The sequence below is a fragment of the Roseicyclus sp. genome, from assembly GCF_965662675.1.
Taxonomy (GTDB): domain Bacteria; phylum Pseudomonadota; class Alphaproteobacteria; order Rhodobacterales; family Rhodobacteraceae; genus Roseicyclus.
The window spans coordinates 1-4,218 of record NZ_CBFIIK010000158.1; the positions used below are offsets into that span (position 1 = coordinate 1).

4 protein-coding genes are annotated in these 4,218 nt (G+C 64.0%); 3 read left to right on the forward strand and 1 reads right to left on the reverse strand.

Annotated elements, in window-relative coordinates:
- The 3 genes from ACTG4J_RS14870 to ACTG4J_RS14880 form a co-directional block, all read left to right on the forward strand.
- On the forward strand, positions 1–238 hold a 238-nt coding region (locus ACTG4J_RS14870; protein ID WP_439140519.1), incomplete at its 5' end, for a VOC family protein.
- A 65-nt stretch (positions 239–303) separates the two neighbouring features.
- The gene (locus ACTG4J_RS14875) at positions 304–795 is read left to right on the forward strand and encodes a hypothetical protein (RefSeq protein WP_439140520.1); all 492 of its coding nucleotides are present in this window, start codon (positions 304–306) and stop codon (positions 793–795) included.
- Positions 796–953: 158 nt separating this feature from the next.
- Positions 954–2,684 (forward strand): DEAD/DEAH box helicase, encoded by a 1,731-nt coding sequence (locus tag ACTG4J_RS14880; RefSeq protein WP_439140521.1) that lies wholly within the window; start codon positions 954–956, stop codon positions 2,682–2,684.
- A gap of 93 nt (positions 2,685–2,777) precedes the next feature.
- Here the strand turns inward: ACTG4J_RS14880 and ACTG4J_RS14885 are convergent.
- On the reverse strand, positions 2,778–4,218 hold a 1,441-nt coding region (locus ACTG4J_RS14885), incomplete at its 5' end, for a ribonuclease J (RefSeq protein ID WP_439140522.1).

Here is a 4,218-nt window from a genome sequence, read left to right on the forward strand (position 1 = left end):
CGTGGATTACGGGCCGGATTACCGCGACATTCAAGGCGCTGGAACAGGGGGCGGGCTCGAGCGCGGCACAGCCCGCGCGCCGCTGATCGTGTTGCGCGCCGATAATCTGGAAGCCGCGCTGGAACAGGTGCGCGCAGCAGGCGCGGAAATCACCCAAGACATCTTCGCCTTCCCCGGCGGTCGCAGGTTCGAGTTCCTCGCCCCCGGCGGCATTGCCATGGCGGTTTGGACGAATTGAAACGCCCCTAAGGGCGGCGCGACCGCAGAGACCCCGTTGCAGTTAACGCAGGATTAACCGGTGTCATGGCAATCATGGTCATGACCCAATACATGCGCCCTGCCCTGCTGCTGTTGCTGCTGCCCCTTATGGCCTGCAGCGGCGGTGCGCTCTCCAACCCCGACACCGGGATCAGCGGCGTCTATTCCGCCCAAAGACCGATCTCGGATCATCCCCATCATGTGCTGATGGGCCATGTCATCATCGCCCATCACGACAGCGCCGTGGCGCGCGCGCTCGTCATCGGGCATCGCCGCGACGGGGTGCATGGCTTGCGCTTCACCGCCGCTTGGCAAGATGGCCGCCCCTTGCGCTTTCGGCGTGAAACCGGAACGGGCTGCAGCCATGGCCATTGCCGCGATGGTCCGATCGGGATGATCTTGCTGAGCGAGGCGGAATTCCGCGCTGCGATGGTATCGGGGCTACGCGCCCGGCTGACCGGTCCTTCGGGCACGATCGACCTTCATGCCCCGGCCAGCTTGTTCATCGCGGCCGCAGGCCGGGCTGTGGGAGTGTGATGTGAGCTTCCACCACCTCGTTTGACGCGGCACCTGTTTTCGCCTATGTCAGCCCCAGCCCCGCGATCCGCGTCGGGGCGACCGATCCGCGGAGCGCGCAGGATACCATGCGCTCCAACTCACCCATGCCGGGACTGTCCCGGCCAGACTGGACGCATATGACAAGCTTTTCCGACCTCAACCTTAATCCCAAGGTTCTGAAAGCCGTAACCGAAGCAGGCTACGAAACCCCCACCCCGATCCAAGCCGGTGCCATCCCCTCCGCCCTCGAAGGGCGCGACGTCTTGGGGATCGCCCAGACCGGCACGGGAAAGACCGCCAGCTTTACCCTGCCGATGATCACCATCCTCGCCCGTGGTCGCGCGCGCGCGCGCATGCCGCGCAGCCTTGTGCTGTGCCCGACGCGCGAATTGGCCGCCCAAGTGGCCGAAAATTTCGACACTTACGCCAAGCATGTGAAACTGACCAAGGCGCTGTTGATCGGCGGCGTCAGCTTCAAGGAACAAGACATGCTCATCGACAAGGGCGTCGATGTGCTGATCGCCACCCCCGGCCGCCTGCTTGACCATTTCGAGCGCGGCAAGCTGATCTTGACCGACGTCAAGGTCATGGTGGTCGACGAAGCTGACCGAATGCTCGACATGGGCTTCATCCCCGATATCGAGCGGATCTTCGGCCTTGTGCCGTTTACCCGCCAAACGCTGTTCTTCTCGGCCACCATGGCGCCCGAGATCGAGCGCATCACCAACACCTTCTTGTCGAACCCCGCCCGGATCGAAGTGGCCCGTCAGGCCAGCGCATCGGAAACCATCGAACAGCGCTTGCTGGAATTCCGCCCCTCACGCCGGGATCGCGAGACGGCGGCGTCGGAAAAGCGCGCCATGCTGCGCGCCGCCATCGAAGCCGAGGGTGCCGCCTGCAGCAACGCCATCATCTTTTGCAACCGCAAGGTCGATGTCGATATTGTTGCGAAATCGCTCAAGAAATACGGCTACGACGCCGAGCCGATCCATGGCGATCTGGATCAGTCGCACCGCACACGCACACTCGACGGTTTCCGCGAGGGCAAGCTGCGCTTCCTGGTCGCCTCGGATGTGGCCGCGCGTGGTCTCGACATTCCCAGCGTCAGCCATGTGTTCAACTACGACATGCCCAGCCATGCCGAGGATTACGTTCACCGCATCGGCCGCACCGGGCGCGCAGGGCGGTCCGGCGTCGCGATCTCGATTGCAGTGCCCGCCGACGACAAATACCTGACGGCGATCGAAGCTTTGATCACCAAGCCGATCCCCCGTGGCGCCCTGCCATGGAGCCCGGCGGGCAGCGCATCGCGCGAAACCGCCCCGCAGGCACAGGAACCGGCAACAAGTGACAACAAGGCCGAGGATCGCACCGAGGAGAAGGCCGCGAACGGGCGCAGCCGTTCACGCCGTGGTCGCGGCAAAGGCGCGCGCAGCGAAGCGACCGACACTCCCAAGACTGAGGCACCCGTCGCCGATGACGCGGTCGCCGTAGCATCGCAGCCCGTGCAAACGACACCGCCCCCCGCCCGCTTCGAGCGCGCTGCACAGACCGACCGCAAGGATCGTAACTGGGCCAACCGTGACCGTGGGCGCGGCGGTGACCGGGTCGCGGGCATGGGTGACCACCTGCCCGATTTCATCGCGCTGAGCTTTGACGAGCGGCGCGGCGGCCCACCGCGGCCCTATACACCCGACGAAGATGACAGCGCCGATCAGCAAGAGGGCGCGGTCACCGAAGACAAAACAGAAGCCGCACTTGCGACAAGCGACGCCGACGCCGAGGCCCCCAAGCCCAAGCGCCGCCGCCGGAAGAAGGCCGAGACCGCGACGCATGCCCCCGAGAATTCCGAGGCAGGCGCGGCTTGATACGGAAAACGGGATCGCCACAAAGGCGATCCCGTTCTTTTTTCAGCACATCCCTTTTCGCTCAGGCGCACCGCCCCGCGTCCGGCCCGCGCGTCAGGCAGCCATCAAGCGCTGTATCAGCACCGTCACCTCGGGCTTTTTGCCGATTTCGATCAGGCACAGGTTGCGCACGGCGCGGCGCACGGCCTCTTCCAGACGATCATCATCATTGACGGTCTTGGCGTTGAAGCGCGGCATCGCCTCGGCCAGCGCCTCCTCGATCATGGCGGCAAGATCGTCGCCCTTGCCCGTCACTTCAGGCAGGCCGCGCAGTGCGACCCAGCTATCTTCCATCAGCACATCATCTTCGTCGACGATCACCGCGACTGCGACCAGACCGTTGAGCGCCAGCTTCATCCGGTCGCGGATCACACCATCCAGCGCGCCGACGAATGCCGAGCCATCAAGATAGGTCTTGGCCACATCGATATATTCCACGATGCGCGGCGCATTGCCCGACAACTCCACCATCGAGCCATTGGCCGCCACGACACCCGCCATCCCCTTGGCAAGCGCCAATTGCGCATGTTCGCGCAAATGGCGATATTCACCATGGTTCGGGACCAAGATCTTCGGGCGCAAGATATCATGCATCGCCTCCAGATCGGGGCGGTTGGCATGGCCCGAGACATGGTAGAAGCCGTGGCTATCGTCGATGACATCGACGCCCTTTTCCGCCAGCGCGTTCTTGATGCGGCTGACCGGCACCTCATTGCCGGGAATGGTCTTGGACGAGAACAAGAACATGTCCCCCTCTTTCAACTCATGGCCCAGATAGCTGCCCCGCCCAAGCGAGGCCGAGGCCGCACGGCGTTCGCCCTGTGAGCCGGTCACGATCAGCATCAGGTTCTCGCGTGGCACATCAAGCGCCTCTTCCGGGCTGAGCGTATTAGGGAAGTTTGTCAAAACACCCGCCTCTTGGCCGGCGCTGACCATCCGCTTCATCGCGCGCCCCATCAGGCAGATGGACCGCCCATTGGCCACGCCCGCATCGGCCAATGTCTTGAGCCGCGCGATGTTGGAGGCGAAAGTGGTCGCCACGACCATGCCCTTGGCGCCCGAGATCAATTCCCCGATGGGTTCGGGCAATTGGCTTTCCGAACGGCCGGGGTGGCGGGTAAAGACATTGGTCGAGTCGCAGATATAGGCCAGCACGCCATCCTGACCGATCTGGCGCCATAGATCCTCGTCGAAGGGTTCGCCGACAACAGGCTGGCGGTCGATCTTGAAATCACCCGAATGCACGACGCGGCCAACGGGCGTGTCGATGACCAAGGCCGAGGCTTCCGGGATCGAGTGGCTGACAGGCGCGAATTGCACCGTGAAGGGGCCAACGGCGATCTTGCCGGGCCAAACGGGCGCGACATGCACCTGTTCGGTGGATTGGCCGGCATCGTCGAGCTTGCGCTTTGCATGGATGGCCGTGAAGGCGCGGCAATGGATCGGTGCGCGCAGCCGCGACCACAGGTGGCCTACGGCACCCACATGATCTTCA

Coding starts and splice junctions, on each gene's coding strand:
- ACTG4J_RS14880 (WP_439140521.1), top strand. CDS start 954: ATGACAAGCTTTTCCGACCTCAACCTTAATCCCAAGGTTCTGAAAGCC.
- ACTG4J_RS14875 (WP_439140520.1), top strand. CDS start 304: ATGGCAATCATGGTCATGACCCAATACATGCGCCCTGCCCTGCTGCTG.